Here is a 22,662-nt window from a genome sequence, read left to right as displayed (position 1 = left end):
TGGTGCCGGCAGACGCCTATTCGTTTGCTTTTCCCTGGGGCGCATACAGTGCTTTTGCGGAAACGAATGGTAAACAAATCATAAGAACGGGGTGAAATGTCAATGGAAAAGAACAGAATACGTCCAATTGCCACCGGCAAGAACATGCGTATGAGTTATTCACGGCAGAAGGAAGTTTTGGAGATGCCGAACCTGATCGAAGTCCAGAAGGACTCCTATCAGTGGTTCCTCGATGAAGGCCTGAAAGAGGTCTTTGACGATATATCTCCAATAGAAGATTACAGTGGCCATTTAAGCCTGGAATTCGTGGATTTCGAACTGTGCGAAGATGATGTGAAGTATTCTATCGAGAAATGTAAAGAAAGAGACGCTACATTTGCGGCCCCTTTAAAAGTTAAGGTACGTCTTTACAATAAAGAAAAAGAAGAGATTACAGAACATGAAATCTTCATGGGCGATCTGCCTTTGATGACTGAGACAGGAACCTTTGTTATAAATGGTGCGGAGCGTGTCATTGTCAGCCAGCTTGTTCGTTCACCCGGAATTTATTATGGAATCGGCCATGATAAAATTGGTAAGACGCTCTACAGCTGTACCGTAATTCCTAACAGGGGAGCCTGGCTTGAATACGAGACAGATTCCAATGATGTATTTTATGTCCGCGTGGATCGTACCAGGAAGGTTCCCATTACCGTTCTGATCCGTGCTCTGGGCGTAGGCACCAATGACGAAATAAGAGAGCTGTTCGGCGATGAACCCAAGATAGAAGCAAGCTTTTCCAAAGACACTTCTGAGAATTACCAGGAGGGTCTTTTAGAGCTGTATAAAAAGATCCGTCCCGGCGAGCCTCTGAGCGTGGAAAGTGCGGAAAGCCTGATTAATGCCATGTTCTTTGACCCCAGAAGATATGATTTGGCCAAAGTCGGCAGATATAAATTCAATAAAAAGCTTATGCTGAGAAACCGTATCCGCGGCGCAGTACTGGCTGAGGATGTAATCGATACCACAACAGGGGAGCTTCTGGCAGTTGCCGGCACCAAGGTGACAGCAGAACTGGCGGATACCATCCAGAACTGTGCGGTACCCTTCGTCTATGTCCAGACAGAGGAGCGCAATGTGAAGGTGCTTTCCAGCATGATGGTTGATCTCACCCATTATGTGGACTGCAACCCCAGGGAACTGGGCGTTACCGAACTGGTATATTATCCTGTCCTGGCGCAGATCCTGGAAGAATATTCCCAGGATCCGGAAGAGCTGGCGGAAGCTATCCGGAAAAACATCCATGAGCTGATACCGAAGCATATTACAAAGGAAGACATTCTGGCTTCCATTAATTATAATATCCATCTGGAATACGGCATCGGAAACGATGACGATATCGATCATCTGGGCAACAGACGTATCAGGGCTGTGGGCGAACTGCTCCAGAACCAGTACCGTATCGGTCTGTCCAGGATGGAAAGAGTGGTTCGTGAAAGAATGACCACTCATGATGCGGAAGAAATTTCCCCTCAGGTTTTGATCAACATCAAACCGGTACAGGCTGCTGTTAAGGAATTCTTCGGTTCCTCCCAGCTGTCCCAGTTCATGGATCAGAATAACCCTCTGGGCGAGCTGACCCATAAGAGACGTCTGTCCGCGTTGGGACCCGGTGGTTTGAGCCGTGACCGTGCAGGTTTCGAGGTACGTGACGTACATTATTCCCACTACGGAAGAATGTGCCCTATCGAGACTCCTGAAGGACCCAATATCGGTCTGATCAACTCCCTGGCATGCTATGCAAGAATTAATGAGTACGGTTTCGTGGAAGCGCCCTACCGTAAGATTGACAAATCCGATCCGGCTAACCCCAGGGTTACGGAAGACGTTGTGTATATGACGGCTGACGAGGAAGATAATTATCATGTGGCCCAGGCGAATGAGGCCCTGGACGCGGAAGGGCATTTCGTAAGGAATTCCGTATCCGGCCGTTACCGTGAAGAGACACAGGAATATCCCAAGGCCATGTTTGATTACATGGACGTATCTCCCAAGATGGTATTTTCTGTGGCTACGGCCCTGATTCCTTTCCTGGAAAACGACGATGCCAACCGTGCGCTGATGGGATCCAACATGCAGCGTCAGGCCGTTCCCCTTCTTACCACGGAAGCTCCGGCGGTAGGAACAGGTATGGAAGTGAAGGCTGCCGTTGACTCCGGTGTGTGTGTGGTGGCAAAGAAGCCCGGTACGATAGATTATGTATCCTCCAATCTGATTAAGATGACCTGCGATGACGGGGAAAAGTTGGAATTCCATCTTACCAAATTCGCACGAAGCAACCAGAGCAACTGTTATAACCAGAGACCTATCGTATTCAAGGGCAACCATGTGAGTACGGGGCAGGTAATTGCAGACGGCCCTTCCACCCAGGAAGGCGAACTGGCGCTGGGCAAGAACCCTCTCATCGGCTTCATGACATGGGAAGGCTACAATTACGAGGATGCTGTTCTTTTAAGTGAAAGACTTGTACAGGAGGATGTTTATACATCCGTCCATATTGAAGAATATGAGGCCGAAGCAAGGGATACCAAGCTGGGGCCGGAAGAAATCACAAGAGACGTGCCCGGTGTCGGCGATGATGCCCTGAAGGATCTGGATGACAGGGGAATTATCCGCATCGGTGCGGAAGTGCGCGCAGGGGATATTCTGGTTGGCAAGGTTACTCCCAAGGGAGAAACGGAGCTGACCGCGGAGGAAAGACTGCTTCGTGCTATTTTCGGTGAGAAAGCGAGAGAAGTAAGGGATACCTCTCTGAAGGTTCCTCACGGTGAATATGGTATCGTTGTGGATGCCAAGGTATTTACCAGAGAGAACGGCGATGAGCTTTCACCCGGTGTAAACCAGGCCGTTCGTATTTATATCGCCCAGAAGAGAAAGATCTCCGTAGGTGATAAGATGGCAGGCCGTCATGGCAACAAGGGTGTTGTTTCCCGTGTGCTTCCTGTGGAGGATATGCCTTATCTGCCTAACGGACGTCCTCTGGATATCGTTTTGAATCCCCTAGGCGTGCCTTCCCGTATGAATATCGGACAGGTATTGGAAATCCATCTTTCCCTTGCCGCTAAAGCGCTCGGCTTTAACGTGGCAACACCGGTATTCGACGGTGCAAACGAAAATGATATTATGGATACCCTGGATCTGGCAAACGATTATGTAAACCTGACCTGGGAAGAATTTGAAGCAAAGCATAAAGAAGAGCTTCGTCCTGAAGTACTGCAGTATCTGTCGCTGAACAGAGACCACAGAGAATTATGGAAGGGCGTTCCTATCAGCAGAGACGGTAAGGTAAGGCTGCGCGACGGCCGTACCGGAGAGTATTTTGACAGCGCCGTTACTATCGGCCACATGCATTACCTGAAGTTGCATCATCTGGTAGATGATAAGATCCATGCCCGTTCCACAGGCCCTTACTCCCTGGTAACACAGCAGCCTCTGGGCGGTAAAGCACAGTTCGGCGGACAGCGTTTCGGAGAAATGGAAGTTTGGGCGCTGGAAGCTTACGGCGCCGCTTATACCCTGCAGGAAATCCTGACAGTAAAATCTGATGATGTGGTTGGACGTGTGAAAACCTACGAAGCCATTATCAAGGGTGAAAACATTCCTGAACCCGGTATTCCGGAATCCTTCAAGGTTCTGCTGAAGGAGCTGCAGTCTCTTGCACTGGATGTAAAGGTTCTGCGTGAGGATAATACGGAAGTGGAAATCATGGAAACGGTTGATTACGGTGATACGGATTACCGTTATGAAATCGAAGGCGACTCCAAAGGTTTCGACAAAGTAGAAAAAGAATCTCTTGGTGAACTCGGATATCAGGCACAGGAATTTGATGACGAGAGCGGAGAACTGGTGACCGCTGAGGATGAGGACACCGCTGATGATCTGGAATTCGATATAGATGAGAGCTTTGAGGAAATCATTGATTAATCTGCATCTGTATGGACAAATAACGGATGTCATGTTATGTGAGCCATCCTTATGTTAATGAAACGGTCTGCCGCAAGGCAGGCCGGTCATCCGGAAAAGTTTTGGAAGGAGTGCACAATGTCTGAAACAACTACAAAAAATGAAGTATATCAGCCGATGACGTTTGACGCTATCAAAATCGGTCTGGCATCACCCGAAAAAATCAGGGACTGGTCGAGAGGTGAGGTTCAGAAGCCTGAAACCATCAACTACAGAACCCTGAAGCCTGAGCGTGACGGCCTGTTCTGTGAGCGTATTTTCGGGCCTACCAAGGACTGGGAATGTCACTGCGGCAAATACAAAAAGATCAGATACAAAGGTGTTGTCTGCGACAGATGTGGCGTTGAAGTTACCAAATCAAGCGTCCGCCGTGAACGTATGGGACATATTGAACTGGCTGCGCCGGTTTCCCATATCTGGTATTTTAAAGGTATTCCCAGCCGTATGGGCCTGATTCTGGATCTGTCTCCCAGAGTGCTGGAGAAAGTACTTTATTTTGCTTCTTATATCGTACTGGATCCCGGAGAAAGCAACCTGGAATATAAGCAGGTGCTGTCTGAAAAGGAATTCCAGGATGCAAGAGAAACCTGGGGAAACAAGTTCCGTGCGGGAATGGGCGCTGAGTCCATTAAAGAACTGCTGGAAGCCATTGACCTGGAAAAAGAATCCGAAGAACTGAAAACAGGGCTGAAGGAGTCCACCGGCCAGAAGCGCGCCAGAATTATTAAGCGCCTGGAGGTTGTTGAGGCTTTCCGTGAGTCCGGAAACCGTCCGGAATGGATGATTCTGGATGCGATCCCGGTAATCCCTCCGGATCTTCGTCCCATGGTACAGCTGGACGGCGGCCGTTTTGCCACGTCCGATTTGAACGATCTGTACCGCAGGATTATAAATAGAAATAACCGTCTGAAAAGACTGCTGGAGCTGGGTGCTCCGGATATTATCGTACGTAACGAAAAAAGAATGCTTCAGGAAGCTGTTGATGCCCTTATCGACAACGGCAGAAGAGGCCGTCCGGTAACAGGCCCCGGAAACCGCGCCCTGAAATCTCTTTCCGATATGCTGAAAGGTAAATCAGGCCGTTTCCGTCAGAACCTTCTGGGTAAGCGTGTTGACTATTCCGGACGAAGCGTTATCGTTGTAGGCCCCGAACTGAAGATTTACCAGTGCGGTCTGCCCAAGGAAATGGCAATCGAGCTGTTCAAGCCCTTCGTTATGAAGGAACTGGTGGCGAGAGGCATTTCCCAGAATATTAAGAATGCAAAGAAACTGGTGGAAAGACTGGATTCCCAGGTATGGGATGTCTTGGAGGATGTTATCAAAGAACATCCTGTTATGCTGAACCGTGCCCCTACTCTGCACAGGCTCGGTATTCAGGCATTTGAGCCCATTCTGGTAGAAGGTAAGGCGATCAAGCTTCATCCCCTGGTATGTACCGCTTTCAATGCGGACTTCGATGGTGACCAGATGGCCGTGCATCTTCCTCTTTCCGTGGAAGCACAGGCAGAGTGCCGTTTTATGCTCCTGTCTCCCAATAACCTGCTGAAGCCTTCCGATGGCGGTCCTGTTGCCGTTCCTTCCCAGGATATGGTATTAGGTATCTACTATCTGACCCAGGAAAGACCCGGGGCAAAGGGAGAAGGCAAATATTTCAAGAGCCTGAATGAAGCCATTCTGGCATATGAAAACCAGGTGCTGACCCTTCACTCCAGAATTAAAGTGAAGATTACGAAGCAGCTGGCTGACGGTACGGAAATTTCCGATGTGGTGGAATCCACACTGGGACGCTTTATCTTTAATGAAATCCTGCCTCAGGATCTGGGCTTTGTAGACAGAAGCAATCCGGAAAATGCCCTGAAGCTGGAGGTTGATTTCCATGTCAGCAAAAAGGGACTGAAGCAGATTCTGGAAAAGGTTATTAATATCCATGGCTCTTCCAGAATGGCAGAAGTACTTGATGATATCAAGGCAACCGGTTATAAATATTCCACAAGGGCGGCCATGACCGTTTCCATTTCCGATATGACAGTGCCCGAAAGGAAGCCGGAAATGCTGGCAGAGGCCCAGGCTACAGTTGACCGTATTTCCCAGAACTTCCGCCGTGGTCTTATCACGGAAGAAGAGCGTTATCGTGCGGTTGTGGAAACATGGAACGAGACAGATAAGGAATTAACCGATGTTCTGCTTGCAGGACTGGATAAATACAACAATATTTTCATGATGGCAGACTCCGGAGCCCGTGGTTCCAACCAGCAGATCAAGCAGCTGGCAGGTATGCGCGGACTGATGGCCGATACAACCGGCCGTACCATCGAGCTGCCCATTAAATCAAACTTCCGTGAAGGTCTGGACGTACTGGAATACTTTATGTCTGCGCATGGTGCGCGTAAGGGTCTGTCCGATACGGCTCTGCGTACTGCCGACTCCGGATATCTGACCAGACGTATGGTTGACGTATCACAGGAACTGATCATCCGTGAGATGGACTGCTGTGAAGATCGTCCTGAAATCCCCGGCATGGAGGTTAAGGCTTTCATGGACGGCAAGGAAACCATCGAAGGTCTGAAGGACAGAATTACAGGCAGGGTATCCTGTGAGGATATTAAAGATCGCGACGGCAATGTGATTGTTAAGAGCAACCACATGATCACCCCCACCCGTGCGGAGAAGATCCTGAGCACAGGCGTGAATGATAAGGGTGAGCCCATTGAAAGCGTAAAGATTCGTACCATATTAAGCTGCCGTTCCAGAAACGGTATCTGTGCGAAGTGCTACGGCGCCAACATGGCTACCGGTGAAGCTGTTCAGGTAGGTGAAGCAGTAGGTATCATCGCTGCGCAGTCTATCGGTGAACCCGGTACACAGCTTACCATGCGTACCTTCCATACCGGCGGTGTTGCCGGTGATGATATCACACAGGGTCTTCCCCGTGTTGAGGAGCTTTTTGAGGCCAGAAAGCCTAAAGGACTTGCGATTATCGCTGAGTTCGGAGGGGTTGCGGTCATTAAGGATACCAAGAAAAAACGTGAGGTTATCATTACCAATAATGAAACCGGTGAGTCCAAAGCTTATCTGATCCCCTATGGTTCCAGAATCAAGATTATGGACGGACAGATACTGGAAGCCGGCGATGAACTGACAGAAGGTAGCGTTAATCCTCATGACCTGCTGAAAATCAAGGGAATCCGTGCGGTACAGGATTACATGCTTCGTGAAGTACAGCGTGTATACCGTCTGCAGGGTGTTGATATCAGTGATAAGCATATCGAGGTTATCGTTCGTCAGATGCTGAAAAAGGTACGTGTGGAAGACAGCGGTGATACCGAATATCTTCCCGGAACACTCGTGGATGCGCTGGATTACGAAGACCTGAATGAAGAACTGGCTGCACAGGAAAAACAGCCCGCAGACGGCAAGCAGATACTGCTTGGTATCACTAAAGCCGCGCTGGCAACGAACTCCTTCCTGTCTGCGGCTTCCTTCCAGGAAACCACAAAGGTTCTTACGGAGGCTGCCATCAAAGGCAAGGTCGATCCTCTTATCGGCCTGAAGGAAAATGTAATCATCGGTAAGCTGATTCCTGCGGGAACCGGTATGAAGCGTTACCGTGACGTACACCTGAATACGGATATCGCAATGGATGATATGCTGGATCTGGATGATGAATTCAATTTCGATGAAGGCATGGATGAAGATCTGCTGCCGGATGACGAGGTGGATATCATTACGGATGAGGCTGATGATTATGAAGGCGGGGAAGAAGCGGATGAACTGGCGGCTTCCATTCCGGAAGATAATGAATAATCACAACTGAGATATGAATTGAAGAGAATAAAGTTAAAAACAGGTATGGAATTTTCCATGCCTGTTTTTTATTACCTTAAAAAGGAAAATAGAGCTTGAGGAATATTAATATGGCTATATTAATATAGTAATATTTATTGTCAGTAATCATTGTTAATGTTACTATTAAATAATAAACATATCATCAGAACAGTAAAATAAGATGACCTTGATTTTTATAATTATTTAGAGTTTTTTATAGAAACAAGAAATTTTCTCGATTTTCTGCCGATAGTAAAAAAAGTATGGGGAACGATAATATGAAAAGGAAGAGAATTAATTTGGTTTTAATCAGCGGATTATGTATGCAGATAGCCTCACTGATGCTTACAGGCTGCAGCTGGAGAGAAATGAAGGCGGAAGATTTTGTGAGCGAGACCAGCATTTTTTCATGGGAGGAGGAATATATCCTTCCGGAAATGGAAGATGATGTGGAAAAAGCTATGGAAAAGCTTAACTGCAAGGCTGTTTATCAGCAGATATCCCAGGAAGCGGAGGAAGAGCAGGTTCTGGATTATCTGAAAAGGCGGAAGGAAAAAGGACAGCGGGTCTATTATCTGGCCGGAGCCTCGGACTGGGGCGTGGAAGAGAATGGGGCGTCCATGCTGGAAGCGGTGAGAATTACGGCGGAATGGAATAAAAAGAGCGGAACGGAAGGTGGGTTTGCCGGCATTGTTTTCGATGTGGAGCCGTATCTTCTGGAAGAATGGGATGACAATCAGGAGAGCTGTATGGAACAGTATGCAGCCAACTGTATTCAGGCATATCAGTCAGCGAGAGAAGAAAAGCTGGCTGTTATTATTTGTATCCCTAATTTTTATGATCGGATCGGGTTATCTGCATTACTTGAAAAAATAATAGAAGAGGGCTGTGACGGAATCGCAGTCATGAATTATAACAAGAAGAATGAAGCCGGGCAAATTGAGGAAGAACTAAGGCTGGCTGAAAAATATGGCAAGGGGATTCTTAATATTACGGAGATGCAGATGCAGGGCTATCATGGGCTGACAGAAGAAAACACGTATTATGATGACGGCTTTGAGGCAGTTGCGGATAGCTGGGAAAAGCTGAAAGCAAAGTATCCCTATAAACGCCTCGGTTTTTCATGGCATTATCTGAGGCCATGTCTGCAGCTGATGGAGGCGGAAAGCGAGTGAAGAGGAATGATAAATGAATGAAGTGTTGAGGCAGGAAAAAAAATATTTATTATCTTATGATCAGTTCCGCAGACTCGATCATACCTTTGAACAGGTGCTTCGCCCGGATTCCCATAATGGAACCTACGGATATCCTATCAGGAGCCTGTATTTTGACACGATGCAGGAGAGGGATTTCTATGAAAAAGAAGACGGGATGGAGATAAGAAGGAAAATCAGGCTCAGAACCTATTCGCCGGATTCTGATTTTGCAATGTTGGAGATGAAACAAAAACAGGGTGAAAATCAGAAAAAGCGTTCCCTGCGTCTCAGCAAGGAGGATGCGGATGAACTGAGCCGGGGACAGTATTCCTGTCTTCTTAAATATGAGAATTCCTTTGCGGTGGAATGTTATGGACTAATGAATATGTTTTGTTACAGGCCGAAGGCAATCGTGGAATACCAGAGGAAAGCTTATGTGGCCAGTGAAAATAAAACAAGAATCACTTTCGATTTTGCAATTAAGGCGACTGAAAGCGATTTCCGCCTTTTTTCTCCCACATTAAACCAGAATCCTGTATTGGATCCTTATCTTGTGGTAATGGAAGTGAAATATAATGGATTTATGCTCAGTTATATTAAACAGATGGTAAGCCTGGAGGGAAAATCGGCAACTTCTGTCAGCAAATACTGCCTGTCCAGAAGTGCGGGGCTTCACTATGTATTTTAAAGATTATATCAGAAGGAATATAAAGCTGCGGCGTTCCTGCCGTTTGGGGAAAGGAATATAAAAATGAAAGAATATATCTATACATTGTTTGAGGAATCCGGATCGCTGACTGTGGAAGAAATTCTGCTTCATATACTGGTGGCGGTTATTCTTTCCGGAGTTATCTATCTGTCTTACTACTTCACCCATGCGGGAGGCGTGTATTCGAAGAAATTTAATGTATCACTGGTGGCGCTGACAATACTTACGGCGACCGTCATGACAGTTATCGGCAACAATATCGCACTTTCCTTAGGTATGGTAGGTGCGCTCTCCATTGTCAGATTCCGTACGGCGATTAAGGATTCCAGGGATACGGCGTATATATTCTGGACAATTATTGTGGGTATATGCTGCGGTGTGGGAGACTACGTTGTTGCTGTGACGGGAAGCGCGGCTGTTTTTGTAGTCCTTCTGATTTTGGGAAGGGTTAGAAACGATAACAGGATGCTTCTTATTATCCGTGGGGCAAGAAATATGGAACGGCGGATAGAGGCGGTGGTTTTTGATTATTTTGAAGCAAAAGCCATGCTGCGCGTGAAGAATACCAGCAGGGAATCGATAGAGCTGATATTTGAGATGCCCAGGAAGGTATATCTTCTTTCCAATAAAAAAGAGAAAAGTATTGTGGAAATGCTGTATGAACTGGAATCCATCGAGTATGTAAATATTGTGACGCAGAATGACGAAATCAGCGGGTAAAAATATGAACAGCAGGAAAATTTATGTGGGACTTGTATTGCTTTTCCTTTTGGCGGCGCTCATGCTTTCCAGACATATCGATCCGGAAAAGAAAAGGATCCAGCAGCATTTAACCTATAATACGGATGTGGAAGACACAAGTCTGTCCATTGAAGCGGATACCTTTTCCACACACCTTCCGATTGTCAGTATTGAGACCGGCGGACAGATAATTCCGGGCAGGCCGGAGGAAGGACAGCATGTAAGAAGTATTGTAAATACCTATATCCAGGCGGATATGAAAATATATGATGCGGAAGGAGTTCTGAATACGCTGTCTGCCGAGCCGGATATTGATTCACAGATTCATATCCGGGTCCGCGGAAATTCTTCCAGATTATTTGATAAGGCAGGGTATCTGTTTCAATTTACAAAGGACGACGGTTCCGATCGGGATATTGCGGTAATGGGTATGGAGAAGGACAATACCTGGGTGCTTCACGGGCCTTTTCTGGATAAAACGCTGATTCGTAATTATATGTGGTATAACCTTTCCGGCAGGATCATGGATTGGGCGCCGGACGTGAGGTTCTGTGAGGTTTTTCTCAATCAGGAGTATCAGGGCGTATATGTCATGACCGAGCAGATCAGCGTGGGAGAAGGAAGGATAGAGGTTACCAAATACGACGGGAAAGCCGGGGTATCCAGCTACATCGTCTGTGCCGACAGGGAAAGTGTCAATGATGTTCAGTATCTGCAGAATTTTACAAACTACGCGAGGAGGATATATGGAAGGCTGGAGGTGAAGTATCCAGGGGCTTCCAAATTAACGCCGGAGCTGACGGAGACGATCAGCAGGGATTTTTCCAAGTTTGAAAAGGCGCTGTATTCCTATGATTATGATTCGGCGCGCTACGGATATCAGAATTATATCGATGTGGACAGTTTTGTCGATTATTTCATTATAAATGAGGTGGCGCAGAATACGGATGCAGGCCTGTACTCCACCTATTTTTATAAGGATGTCACCGGCAAGCTGAAAATGTGCGTATGGGATTTTAATAACTGCTGTGATAATTATATCGAAGAACAGACGCCTATGGCCGGGTACTTTATGCAGGACCGTCCCTGGTATTTTATGCTTTGTAAGGATGAAAATTTTAATAAGCGAATTATAAGCAGGTATCGGGAACTGCGCAGGGGCATTTTAAGTGAGGAAGCAATTACCGCCAATATCAGGGAAATCCGTGATTATCTCGGAACGGCAGTTGACAGGAACTTTGAAAAATGGGGGTACAGTTTCCTTCCGGAAAATGATCTTTTATCGGATGATTACCGAAAAATAGGTTCTTATGAAGAGGCGATGGAGCAATATGAAACACGTCTGATCAGACATATGCGGTGGATGGATGAGCATATAGAGGATTTGCTCTTTTACAGCCACGAATCAAAAAATAAGAAGTTTAACCATTAATTGAGGTCAATTTAAGTTGAAAAAATTTTTAATTGCGGCTATTTCATGCATTTTGCTGTATTTACTATTGGATACGGCTTATTACAGGTGGGGAATTTATTTTGATTTCCACAAGGAACAGGATATCGAAGTCTTTGCCGCGACGCAGGGGAAGGAGATACTGCTGGATACAGGCAGCGGCATGGAGCCTTTCGAGATACGGGGCGTGGATATGGGGGTGGGGATTCCGGGATATTATTCAACAGAGTTCGCCATTGATAAGGAGACATATCTTCGGTGGTTTGGCCTGATTCAGGAAATGGGAGCCAATACAATCCGGGTTTATACCATACTGCAGCCGGATTTTTATGAAGCGGTCTATGAGTATAATAAAAATAATCCTACACCGCTCTATATCCTCCATGGAGTATGGGTGAATGATTATGTCCAGAATTCCCATGTGGATGCCTATGACGATTCCTTCCGTGAAGTGCTGCTGCAGGACTGCCGGACATTAGTGGACGTAATACATGGCAGAAAGAAAATAAGCCTGGGATATCAGGCTTCCAGCGCAAGCGGTGTCTATACAAGAGATATTTCGGACTGGGTTCTGGGGTATATTCTGGGCGTGGAATGGGAAGATGTGACCGTAGCCTATACGGATCATGTGGATACGGGGAAGAACAGCTATCAGGGGCTTTATATGTACACGTCGGAGGATGCCACTCCCTTTGAGGCTATGCTGGCTGAGGTGGGGGATCATATGATCCGTTATGAAAGTGATAAATATAAGGAACAGAGACTGCTTGCTTTTTCCAATTGGCCGACTACGGATCCTCTGGATTATCCGCCGGAGATACTAAAGCTTTTTATGAAGTGTGCAAAGGTGGATGTGGAGCATATTCTGTCAACGGATCGTTATAAGTCCGGTCAGTTCGCATCCTATCATGTATATTCCTATTATCCGGATTATCTGGCCTACTATGACAGCTGGAAAGGTGAAGTGCCTTTTGCAGAGGATTACAGGCTGGCAAACGGAGATTATAATACGTATGGTGTTTACCTGGAAATGCTTACCAGGCATCATAAAATGCCTGTGGTCATATCGGAATTCGGCACGCCTACCTCCAGGGGCAGGGCACAGCTGGATGCTTTTACCGCTCGTTCCCAGGGATATATGTCGGAGCAGGAGCAGGGGAAAGCGCTGGTGGACAGCTATGATGATATCCGGAGAGCCGGCTGTGCAGGCTGTGTTATTTTCTCCTGGCAGGACGAATGGTTTAAGAGAACCTGGAATACCATGGCGAATGTGGATTTGTCAAAAACGGCATACTGGAGTGATTTTCAGACAAATGAGCAGTTTTTCGGCCTGATGGCCTTTGATCCGGGTGAAAAAAGGAGTGTGTGCTATACGGACGGAGATGTTGGGGAGTGGACACAGGATGATTTGCTCACGGATAATGGAAATCTCCGGCTTTACATGAAGTATGATGAAAAATTTCTGTATTTCAGAGTGCATAAAGACGATTTTGATCCGGAGAATGAAAAAATTTATATTCCCATAGATGTAACTCCGAAATCGGGCAGTTATTATGCAAACGGGGAGGATGTGAAATTTGACAGGCAGGCAGACTTTCTGATGGTGCTGGACGGAAGGGATAACAGCCGGGTGCTGGTGCAGGAGCGTTATGAGGCTTTCCGGGTTATTTTTGCGGAAGACTATGGAGAGGAAAATCCGTATTTCAATATTCCGGATAAGAATTCTCCGGAATTCCGGAAAATATATCTGGCGCTGCAGCTGGGAATGGTGAACGCGCTGTATGAACAGGATAAGATGTCTGAAAAGTTCGAGACAGGGAAGATGACGTTCGGGAACGGCAATCCCTATGATGCGGATTATAATTCGGTTTCGGATTTTTATATCAATGGTGATGAGGCGGAAATACGTCTGCCCTGGCAGCTGCTGAATTTCTCCAACCCTGCGCAGCAGCAGATACACGATGATTATTATGAGCATTACGGGATTGAAAACCTCCGGATTCAGAGTATTTATGTCGGAGCAGGGACGTCCGGCGACAAAGGCGCAAGAATAAAGATGGAAGAACTGAAGCTGAATGGGTGGGGAAGAAAGCCCACGTATCATGAGCGGCTGAAGCAGTCTTATTATGCGGTAAAGGAAAAGTGGACTTAAGACGGGAAAAACCAACTGATACAAGGAGGAAGCATATGCATGTGCTTTCATTTAAGCCGGAAGTTATTCTTTATATCTATATGGCGAGCTGTATTGCCGTATTGATTTTCAATGTACTCTACATTTTTGCGGATAAGTACAGCGGTAAAAAACTGGAGAGAAGCAGCCTGTCCTTTGTCGGAAAAATAACGGAACAGACAGAACTGCTGATGGAAGGAAAAGAACCGGACGCCGCTCATTTTGATGAAATGTTCAGAGGCTTGAAAAAAGCGGAAAATCTGGCGGCTTTTGAGGATTCCATGCTGGAGGTAAGGAAGCGGGAACCGGAAGAATTTATCGATGAATATCTGAAGCGTATGCGTGGTGTTTTTCTCAGGCTCACTGAAGTCTACCGTAAACGGGATATGATAGAACAGGCGTATTTTGCTTATCTTGTGGCCGATCTGGGAATCGACAGAGGGCGTGAGACCTTTGACGGGCTGATGGATTTTCTTATGGATATGATTACCGTCAGGGATGTAAATGCAAGAGAAAATGCCCTGAGGGCTTTCTATTCCATAGGAAATAAAGATGCGGTTCTTGCCGTTTGGAGGAAGCTGGAGGATAACGAGATTTATCACAGCAGGAAGCTGCTTGCAGACGGCCTTTTGGGCTTCAGCAGAGACAGAAGGGAGCTTGCGGAGCTGCTTTTTGGCCACCGTACGGAATTTGTCACTGAGCTGGTGCTGCCGATTCTGCAGTTTATACGTTTCTTTTCAGGGGACTTCCGCGAGGAGTTTGCCGCGCTTTTATCAGATCCAAATGAAGATAAGGAAATACAGCTGGAGGCAATCCGGTATTTTCGTAAATATCCCTATGAACCGGTCAGGGAAATACTGCAGAATTATGTGCGCTATCAGGAATACGTGGACTGGGAATTTGCGGCCATGGCGGCATCGGCACTTTCCTCCTATCCGGGGGAAGATACGGTACTCTGCCTGAAGGAGGGATTGCGCGCATCCGGCTGGCATGTGAGGCTTAACTGTGCCGAAGCCCTGATTTATGGCCTGGGATTATCGAAAACGCTGCTTTTTGATATCTATAACGGAAGAGACCGTTATGCGAGAGAAATATTGAATTACGTTCTGGAAAAAGAAGAGATCCGACGTAAGGACAGGGAAGAGGGGCAGTGGCATGTTTGATGCAATCAAGCTTTTTTACAGCTGTGTGGGTGTCATATTCGTTATATATCTGCTTGGCTATTCTACTTTCCTGATACTGTCGGTATTATACGGATCGCTGGAATTGTACAGGGAAAAGAAAAAGAAGAAATACCATAATGAAATATCCCATGACTATTATGTGCCCGTGACGATTGTGGTTCCTGCATATAATGAAGAAATCACGGTAGTGGATACGGTAAAGTCACTTCTGATGATGGATTATAAGCTATATGAAATTGTTGTGGTGGATGACGGATCAAAGGACAATACGACGCAGGCCCTGCTGGACGCTTTCCCTCTCAGAAAGGTGAACCGGCCGATTAATCAGCAGATTCCAAGCAAAAAGGTAGTCGATGTTTATGAGACCGTGATAGATGGAGTGGAGGTTACGCTTGTACGTAAAGAGAACGGAGGAAAAGCCGACGCACTCAACGTAGGAATCAATGCGGCCAGATATCCTTATTTCATATGTATGGATGCGGACAGTGTGCTGCAGAGGGATTCCCTGAAGGAAATCGTGAAGCCTGTGCTGCAGGATGATACCATAGTGGCGGTGGGCGGCCTTGTCCGCATTTCAAACTGTGCCGTTTTGAAGCAGGGCGAGCTTGTGGATTACCATATGCCCTGGAATCCTATTGTTGGGATGCAGATTCTTGAGTATGATCGTTCCTTTATGGCGTCCCGGGTTTTTATGGACAGATTTAACGGCAATCTTATCATATCGGGTGCCTTCGGCCTGTTCCGCAAGGATATGGTATCCGCCGTAAAGGGGTATGATACGAGTACGATGGGCGAGGATATGGAATTGGTGGTAAAGCTGCATTCCTTCTGCAGAATCAACAAAATTCCTTACAGTATCCGTTATGTGCCGGATGCCATCTGCTGGAGCCAGTGTCCGTCCAGCATACGGGATCTTCAGAAGCAGCGCCGCCGGTGGTATCTCGGATTGTTCCAGTGTCTGAAGAAGCACCGCAGGATGTTTCTGGCTCCTGAATACGGTGTGGTGGGGTATGTATCCTATTTATATTATCTTGTATACGAGCTGCTGTCTCCGTTTATTGAATTATTCGGACTTCTGACTATTATCCTGGCATATGCGGTAAATCTGATTAATGTGCCTTTTATGATCCTATTTTTCCTAATCTATGCCTTATATGGGGCAGTACTGACCATTACGGCTTTTTTTGCCAGGATCTATACACAGAATATCAGGCTTTCAGTCCTGGACGTACTGAAATCAATCTATCTGTGTCTTGCGGAAAGCGTATTTTTCCGGTTTATCCAGGCGTTTACAAGAATGACGGCTTTTATCGGTTATAGAAAGAAGAAAAATGTATGGGGCCAGATTCAGCGGCAGAAAATACAGCTGAACCAGTCCTCAGAGCAGAATGTGGAGAAGAAAATTGAGGGGAAAAAATAAAAAGGGTAAAATCAAATACGGAATTCTCACGGCAGCAGCAGTGGCAGTTGTCTGGCTTTTTATGCCCTTTCATACAATAAAGGGAAGCGGGGAAGAAATCTATGTGGGAGGGATGCCGGATTCCTGGCCGTTTGAGTTCTACGATTCCGAAAAAGCCTCTTATCAGGGCATACTGCCTGAGATACTGGATGCCGCCGCCGGACAGGCGGACATGGAAATACGATATGTGAACGGCTCGAAGGAGGATAACCGCCTGAGTCTGGCAGGAAATATGCAGGTGGACGCGGTATGGACGATGGGGCTTACCGACGGGGAACTGGAGGCAGCCGGGCTGCACAAAGGGAAAGCGGTGATATCCTTTCAGGATGGGGAAGAAAGGATAGATATCTGCCTCGCATATACCAAGAGCATGCAGAGTGAGGCCGAGGAGGCATTGGAGGCCGCTTTGTATCGGGTGAATGAGGAGCGTACGGAAGGTCTTCTTGTGCAGTATGCGAAGGATGCATATCAGGGTGAGAAAAATTCTGTCTTCGCTGTCTGGGCGGCGGTCCTGGTTTTGATGATTTTTATTCTGGTCCTGATTATATACATGATAAAAAAGCGCAGACAGGTGGTGCAGCTCGCTTTCCGGGATGAACTGACGGGAGGAGATAATTTCACGGCCTGGAAAAAGAAATTCGAAGAGCAGATTACGGACGGTAACAGAGCGCATTATGCCGTTTTGTTTCTGGATGCCGGGCTGGATACTATCAGCCATATTTACGGCTATCCGGAATCGGAAATGGCGCTGCAGATCATCAGCGATATCTGTGTGTCCATGCTGGCGGATGGCTCGGAGGCCATGAGCAGGTTCAATCAGTTTTATTTTGTGTTTTTTCTCCAGTATACCAGTGTGGACAGCATTAAAAAAAGAGTCAGGGATATTTATGCCAGTATAGCGGAGGCGATGAAGAGCCGGCAGAAACGGTATTTTCTGGATCCCCATACGGGTATCTATCGGATGTCCGGCCTGGAGACAGAGCCGTTGAAGACCATTCAGAGGGCGGAAATAGCGGCTGAATTTTCACGGAATCATTATGTGGAATGTACCGTGTATGATGAAATGGTGGAGAAAGAGACGGTTACCGGCTATGCCATGGAGCATGAAGCGATTCATGGCTTGATGCATCAGGAATTTGTCATGTATCTGCAGCCTGTGATCGAGATGGAGTCAGGGAGTATCACGGGAGCTGAAGCGTTGGTCCGGTGGCAGAATCCGGGAAGAGGCCTTCTGCAGCCCGGCGATTTCCTGGATGTCATCAAGCGGAAGCAGCTGACTGGCAAAATGAATATGGATATATTCCGCCAGGGCTGCCGCTTCTTAAAAGAAGAGGCGGACAAGGGGCGGCGTATGAGGCTTCTGTTTAATTTTACGGTGGAAAATGTGGGGGATGAACAGTTCCCCCAGGAGCTTGACGGTGCGGTATCCCAATATGGCGTGGATCGGGATCAGATTGTTATCCAGCTGAACCAGCTGGTGGAGATGAGCCGCTCCGACATTTTTATGGAAACGATAAAAAAACTGCGCGGGTTTGGATTTCATATCTGCCTGTCGGGGCTTGAACTGGACAGAGTATTTTTTGAATACCTGGAATGCGGCGTGGACTATATAAAGCTGCGCCATGATCTTATCCGCCATACGAATAAGCCGGAGGGAAAGAAAATTATTCAGAGCATCATGAATTTATGTAAGGATCTGGGGCTGAAGGTAATATGTATGGGCGTGGAAAACAAGGAGCAGGCCGAATATCTCAAAGGCATCGGATGCAGCTATGCCACAGGCTTTTATTACTACTATCCGGTCAGCCAGGATGCATTTGACAGGCTGTAGAACAGCAGCTTATAAGTCGGAATCAGGAATAAAAAGTGATGCCGGAACCTGTGCAAGTTATTGGAACTGTGGTAAAATGAGAAGCAGAAAACGTGATCTTTATGAGGGAAACAAAAATGGGAAACGACGGTACAGCTTTTCAGGAAACGGAAACCGGCAGAGAAGAAGCGGATAATCTTATGTATGAGATAGAATCTGCAAAACGGCAGCTGTCATCTCTCCAGGGAATTCTGGCGGCCAAAAATAAAGAGGTGGCCTCTCTTCACACACAGCTGATCGAACGGGATGTCCTGCTGAAACAGGCGGCGGTCTGCATCAGTGAGGCTATAAGTCTGTGCAGGCAGCAGGCGGACCATACTAAGGAAGCCCATAATTTTTTAAAAGATTATGAGGAGGAATGGGAAACGCTGGAAAGAAGAATGAGGAAGGTACAGGAAGAGATGCCTTTTGTTCCTGTTCCCGATATTCTGCCCGGCCGGGAGGAAGGCTGTGTGGAAAAAATCAGAGTGAGGGTGGAAAGCTCCGTGAGGGAAGCGGAGGAGCATCTGAGGCTGTTATTTGCCGAATAATGGACGGCCTGCAGGGCTGCGGAGCGCCGATAGTCACAATATATAAGGTTTTACCAGTTATTTACAGTAATTTTCAATAAAATCTATTGACAATGCATTCACAAGCACGTATACTATTCTAGCGTGCATTTGGATGCATTTTTTTCTTATGCATGCGATTTAAAACACATTAACCTATACCGCAGGAGGTGAAAAAGAATGCCAACATTTAACCAGTTAGTCAGAAAAGGACGTCAGACATCTGTAAAGAAGTCTACCGCACCGGCTCTCCAGAAAGGATACAATTCCCTTCATAAGAAAGCTACGGATGCTTCCGCTCCTCAGAAGAGAGGTGTCTGCACCGCTGTTAAAACAGCTACTCCTAAGAAACCTAACTCAGCTCTCAGAAAGATCGCCAGAGTTCGTCTTTCTAATGGAATCGAAGTGACAAGCTACATTCCCGGTGAAGGACACAATCTGCAGGAGCATAGCGTTGTTCTGATCAGAGGCGGCCGTGTTAAGGACCTTCCTGGTACCAGATACCACATCATCAGAGGTACACTGGATACCGCAGGCGTTGCTAACAGACGTCAGGCCCGTTCCAAATACGGTGCTAAGAGACCGAAGGCTGGAAAATAATTTATTATTTTCCGTGTACCACAGAGCGAACTAATTTAGTGTTGGGATTCTGATTTTCACTTTTAAGCGAACAGATATGCCGCACGAACACATTGAGTGTAATACACACAGCGTGTAATACACATGGAGTGTAATACACATTGCGTGTATTGTTAGTATCAGACACATGTGAGTACCTATGATTTAATTGCAGATTATAATTAAGGAGGGAAGAACCGTGCCACGTAAAGGACATATTCAGAAAAGAGACGTATTGGCAGACCCCTTATACAATGACAAGGTAGTTACCAAGCTTATCAACAACATCATGCTTGATGGTAAGAAGGGTGTTGCCCAGAAGATTGTATACGGTGCGTTTGGAAGAGTAGAAGAAAAGGCTGGAAAGCCGGCTCTTGAAGTATTCGAGGAAGCTATGAACAACATCATGCCTGTTCTCGAAGTAAAGGCAAGACGTATCGGTGGTGCCACCTATCAGGTGCCTATCGAAGTAAGGACTGACAGACGTCAGGCGCTGGGCTTGAGATGGCTTGTAACCTTCTCCCGCAAGAGAGGCGAGAAGACCATGGAAGAAAGACTGGCAAACGAAATTCTTGACGCAGCTAATAACACCGGCTCCGCAGTTAAGAGAAAAGAAGATATGCATAAAATGGCAGAAGCTAACAAGGCATTCTCTCACTACAGATTCTAATTTTTGTGAGAGAGTACCCGCAGCTTAGGCCCGGGATACAAAATTAAGGAGGAAAAACCTTTGGCTGGAAGAGAATATCCACTAGAGAGAACCAGAAACATTGGTATTATGGCTCACATCGATGCAGGTAAGACTACTCTGACAGAGCGTATTCTGTACTACACCGGTGTTAACTATAAGATCGGGGATACTCATGAAGGTACTGCTACCATGGACTGGATGGAGCAGGAACAGGAAAGAGGTATCACCATCACATCAGCCGCTACCACATGCCACTGGACAAAGCATAATGAATGTAAGGTTGATCCCGATGCGCCTGAGTACCGAATCAATATTATCGATACTCCCGGCCACGTTGACTTCACAGTGGAAGTAGAGCGTTCTCTGCGTGTATTGGATGGCGCTGTGGGCGTGTTCTGTGCAAAGGGCGGCGTTGAGCCTCAGTCAGAAAACGTATGGCGTCAGGCAGATACCTACAACGTACCCAGAATGGCCTTCATCAATAAGATGGACATCCTCGGTGCAAACTTTTATGGGGCCGTAGATCAGATCAGGACAAGACTTGGCAAGAATGCCATTATCCTGCAGCTGCCTATCGGCAAGGAAGATGAATTCCAGGGAATCATCGACCTGTTTGAAATGAAAGCTTATTACTTTAATGGTGATAAAGGCGAAGATATTGTGGTTACAGACGATCTTGGGGATATGAAGGATGATGCAGAGCTGTATCGTTCCGAGCTCATCGAGAAGATCTGCGAACTGGATGACGATTTAACAATGATGTATCTGGAAGGGGAAGAACCTTCTGAAGCAGAACTCAAGGCTGTCCTGAGAAAAGCCACATGCGAATGTACTGCAATTCCGGTTTGCTGCGGTTCCGCTTACAGAAACAAAGGTGTTCAGAAGCTTCTGGATGCTGTTCTTGAGTATATGCCCGCTCCTACGGATATCCCTTCTATCAAGGGTACCGACCTGGAAGGAAATGAAGTGGAAAGACATTCTTCTGATGACGAACCTTTTTCCGCTCTGGCATTCAAGATTATGGCTGACCCGTTTGTTGGAAAGCTGGCATTCTTCCGTGTATATTCCGGTACGATGAACTCCGGTTCTTATGTACTGAATGCTACTAAGGATAAGAAGGAACGTGTTGGACGTATCCTGCAGATGCATGCAAATAAAAGACAGGAACTGGATAAGGTTTTTGCCGGTGATATCGCTGCGGCAGTTGGATTCAAATTCACCACAACCGGTGATACCATCTGTGATGATCAGCATCCGGTAATTCTGGAATCCATGGAGTTCCCTGAACCGGTTATCGAGCTGGCTATTGAGCCTAAGACCAAAGCCGGACAGGGCAAAATGGGTGAAGCCCTTGCAAAACTGGCAGAAGAGGATCCTACATTCCGTGCTCATACGGATCAGGAAACCGGCCAGACAATCATTGCAGGTATGGGTGAGCTCCATCTGGAAATCATCGTTGACAGACTTCTGCGTGAATTCAAGGTAGAAGCAAACGTTGGTGCTCCTCAGGTTGCTTATAAAGAGACCTTTACGAAGCCCGTTGATGTGGACAGCAAGTATGCAAAGCAGTCCGGCGGACGTGGTCAGTATGGTCATTGTAAGGTTAAATTTGAGCCTATGGATCCGAACGGCGAGGAAACCTTCAAGTTCGATACCGCAGTCGTTGGCGGTTCTATTCCTAAGGAATATATCCCTGCAGTCGGCGAAGGTATTGAAGAAGCTTCCAAAGCTGGTATACTCGGCGGATTCCCTGTACTGGGCGTTCATGCTACCGTATACGACGGTTCCTACCATGAAGTCGATTCATCCGAAATGGCATTCCATATTGCCGGTTCACTGGCATTCAAGGATGCTATGTCCAAGGCAAATCCGGTACTGCTTGAGCCTATTATGAAGGTTGAAGTTACCATGCCGGAGGATTATATGGGCGATGTTATCGGTGATATCAACTCCCGTCGCGGCCGTATCGAAGGTATGGAAGATATCGGCGGCGGTAAGATGGTAAGGGCTTATGTGCCTCTTGCAGAGATGTTCGGTTATTCCACTGACCTGCGTTCCAAGACACAGGGTCGTGGTAACTACTCTATGTTCTTTGATAAATATGAGCAGGTACCGAAGAACGTACAGGAAAAAGTTTTGGCAGCTAAGGCAAAATAAGCCTTGATTGCCAAATAAAGCTTGAAAATATCGGCAGTATCT

General features: G+C 46.8%; 14 protein-coding genes. All 14 read left to right on the top strand.

What is annotated here, in order from left to right; translation table 11 throughout:
• Positions 1–102 precede the first annotated feature (102 nt).
• Positions 103–3,963: a DNA-directed RNA polymerase subunit beta gene (gene rpoB, locus BLA28_RS18515; protein WP_071699281.1), complete on the top strand. Its 3,861-nt coding sequence runs from the start codon at positions 103–105 to the stop codon at positions 3,961–3,963.
• Positions 3,964–4,080: 117 nt separating this feature from the next.
• Entirely contained in the window at positions 4,081–7,806 is a 3,726-nt protein-coding gene (gene rpoC, locus BLA28_RS18510; RefSeq protein WP_009256169.1) for a DNA-directed RNA polymerase subunit beta', read from the top strand.
• Between the two features lie 299 nt (positions 7,807–8,105).
• Positions 8,106–9,002: a hypothetical protein gene (locus tag BLA28_RS18505; protein WP_071699280.1), complete on the top strand. Its 897-nt coding sequence runs from the start codon at positions 8,106–8,108 to the stop codon at positions 9,000–9,002.
• 13 nt (positions 9,003–9,015) lie between these two features.
• On the top strand, positions 9,016–9,711 hold the full coding sequence (locus tag BLA28_RS18500) for a polyphosphate polymerase domain-containing protein (RefSeq protein WP_071699279.1): 696 nt from the start codon (positions 9,016–9,018) through the stop codon (positions 9,709–9,711).
• A 63-nt stretch (positions 9,712–9,774) separates the two neighbouring features.
• Positions 9,775–10,452 (top strand): DUF4956 domain-containing protein, encoded by a 678-nt coding sequence (locus BLA28_RS18495; RefSeq protein WP_069408361.1) that lies wholly within the window; start codon positions 9,775–9,777, stop codon positions 10,450–10,452.
• A gap of 4 nt (positions 10,453–10,456) precedes the next feature.
• On the top strand, positions 10,457–11,905 hold the full coding sequence (locus tag BLA28_RS18490) for a CotH kinase family protein (RefSeq protein ID WP_071699278.1): 1,449 nt from the start codon (positions 10,457–10,459) through the stop codon (positions 11,903–11,905).
• A 16-nt stretch (positions 11,906–11,921) separates the two neighbouring features.
• Complete coding sequence (locus BLA28_RS18485) at positions 11,922–14,075, top strand: hypothetical protein (protein ID WP_071699277.1); 2,154 nt, start codon at positions 11,922–11,924, stop codon at positions 14,073–14,075.
• Between the two features lie 35 nt (positions 14,076–14,110).
• Positions 14,111–15,256 carry a hypothetical protein gene (locus BLA28_RS18480; RefSeq protein ID WP_071699276.1) on the top strand — a complete coding sequence of 382 codons (1,146 nt, stop codon included), beginning with the start codon at positions 14,111–14,113 and terminating at the stop codon, positions 15,254–15,256.
• Positions 15,249–16,697 (top strand): glycosyltransferase family 2 protein, encoded by a 1,449-nt coding sequence (locus BLA28_RS18475; RefSeq protein ID WP_081332659.1) that lies wholly within the window; start codon positions 15,249–15,251, stop codon positions 16,695–16,697. The genes BLA28_RS18480 and BLA28_RS18475 overlap by 8 nt, the downstream gene beginning before the upstream one ends.
• A complete protein-coding gene (locus BLA28_RS18470) occupies positions 16,681–18,567 on the top strand; it encodes an EAL domain-containing protein (RefSeq protein WP_069157562.1) in 1,887 nt (628 codons plus the stop codon). Before BLA28_RS18475 ends, BLA28_RS18470 begins: the two co-directional genes overlap by 17 nt.
• A gap of 116 nt (positions 18,568–18,683) precedes the next feature.
• On the top strand, positions 18,684–19,136 hold the full coding sequence (locus tag BLA28_RS18465; RefSeq protein WP_069157561.1) for a hypothetical protein: 453 nt from the start codon (positions 18,684–18,686) through the stop codon (positions 19,134–19,136).
• A gap of 198 nt (positions 19,137–19,334) precedes the next feature.
• Positions 19,335–19,754, top strand: coding sequence for a 30S ribosomal protein S12 (gene rpsL / locus BLA28_RS18460; protein WP_009256158.1), 420 nt, complete (start codon positions 19,335–19,337; stop codon positions 19,752–19,754).
• Positions 19,755–19,971: 217 nt separating this feature from the next.
• Positions 19,972–20,442, top strand: coding sequence for a 30S ribosomal protein S7 (gene rpsG, locus BLA28_RS18455; RefSeq protein ID WP_009256157.1), 471 nt, complete (start codon positions 19,972–19,974; stop codon positions 20,440–20,442).
• Between the two features lie 60 nt (positions 20,443–20,502).
• On the top strand, positions 20,503–22,620 hold the full coding sequence (gene fusA / locus BLA28_RS18450; protein WP_069157560.1) for an elongation factor G: 2,118 nt from the start codon (positions 20,503–20,505) through the stop codon (positions 22,618–22,620).
• The last annotated feature ends 42 nt before the right edge of the window (positions 22,621–22,662 follow it).

Source organism: Eisenbergiella tayi (genome assembly GCF_001881565.1).
Classification (GTDB): Bacteria; Bacillota; Clostridia; order Lachnospirales; family Lachnospiraceae; genus Eisenbergiella; species Eisenbergiella tayi.
Note: the sequence above shows the minus strand (reverse complement) of the source record. Positions and strands in the feature narration are given on the sequence as shown.

Bases quoted from the DNA above. Each gene is read 5' to 3' on its own strand.
- rpoC (WP_009256169.1), top strand. From the start codon at position 4,081: ATGTCTGAAACAACTACAAAAAATGAAGTATATCAGCCGATGACGTTT.
- BLA28_RS18475 (WP_081332659.1), top strand. From the start codon at position 15,249: ATGTTTGATGCAATCAAGCTTTTTTACAGCTGTGTGGGTGTCATATTC.
- BLA28_RS18490 (WP_071699278.1), top strand. From the start codon at position 10,457: ATGAACAGCAGGAAAATTTATGTGGGACTTGTATTGCTTTTCCTTTTG.
- rpoB (WP_071699281.1), top strand. From the start codon at position 103: ATGGAAAAGAACAGAATACGTCCAATTGCCACCGGCAAGAACATGCGT.
- rpsL (WP_009256158.1), top strand. From the start codon at position 19,335: ATGCCAACATTTAACCAGTTAGTCAGAAAAGGACGTCAGACATCTGTA.
- BLA28_RS18495 (WP_069408361.1), top strand. From the start codon at position 9,775: ATGAAAGAATATATCTATACATTGTTTGAGGAATCCGGATCGCTGACT.
- BLA28_RS18500 (WP_071699279.1), top strand. From the start codon at position 9,016: ATGAATGAAGTGTTGAGGCAGGAAAAAAAATATTTATTATCTTATGAT.
- BLA28_RS18505 (WP_071699280.1), top strand. From the start codon at position 8,106: ATGAAAAGGAAGAGAATTAATTTGGTTTTAATCAGCGGATTATGTATG.
- BLA28_RS18480 (WP_071699276.1), top strand. From the start codon at position 14,111: ATGCATGTGCTTTCATTTAAGCCGGAAGTTATTCTTTATATCTATATG.
- BLA28_RS18465 (WP_069157561.1), top strand. From the start codon at position 18,684: ATGGGAAACGACGGTACAGCTTTTCAGGAAACGGAAACCGGCAGAGAA.